The 695-nt window shown below is 71.7% G+C and carries 1 protein-coding gene; it reads left to right on the top strand.

Annotated features, from left to right (window positions below):
* Positions 1-30 precede the first annotated feature (30 nt).
* Positions 31-695 (top strand): FHA domain-containing protein (locus HNV26_RS37395; RefSeq protein ID WP_171453043.1); only part of this gene is annotated, 665 nt, incomplete at its 3' end.

Here is a 695-nt window from a genome sequence, read left to right as displayed (position 1 = left end):
CCCGGTACGCAGGCGCCCCAGGATTCAGACGTGGAGCTGCCCTTCGATGACGACGAGGTGGACCCGCTCCAGGCTGACGATCCGCGTCCCCAGCGGGTGCCCCAGTTTCCCGCTGGCTCCCGCCGCAGCCGGCGCCAGGGCCCGGGAGGGCGCGCCAACAGCGACCGCGAGCTCGCCTCCCGCTTTGACACCTCGAATGAGTACTCGGACCCCGGGTACGCGCCTGCCTTCCTGTACGTCGAGCGAGGCCCGGGCGCCGGGCAGCTGGTGCCCGTCAAACAGGGGGCGCTGGTCATCGGGCGGTCCTCCTCGTCCGACCTCCGCCTGCAGCACCCGTCCATCAGCCGCCGACATGTGCACCTGACCCGCCGCGGTGAGCGCTTCTTCCTGAAGGACCTCAGCAGCCAGAACGGCACCTTCCTCAACCGCCATCGCATCACCTCGGAGGTCGAGCTGATGCCGGGGGACGAGGTGTCCCTCGGCAATGCCCTGCTGCGCCTGCGCGGCCCCGGTGGAACCCCTGCCCTGGGTGTGCCCGCCGTCTCCAACGACGACAAGCCGCCTTCGCGCAGGGCCTTGAGCACGGTGGGTGTGGCCCTGGGCGCCGCGGCGTTGGGTTCGGGTGTGGCCGCGCTCATCGCGCTGCTTTCCATGCGGATGGCCGGCGGCACGGAGCACACCTCTCCCGCCCCGCC

Origin of the sequence: Myxococcus xanthus (genome assembly GCF_013116825.1) — a bacterium.
GTDB lineage: Bacteria > Myxococcota > Myxococcia > Myxococcales > Myxococcaceae > Myxococcus > Myxococcus xanthus_B.
This window is presented reverse-complemented; position numbering and strand designations above follow the sequence as displayed.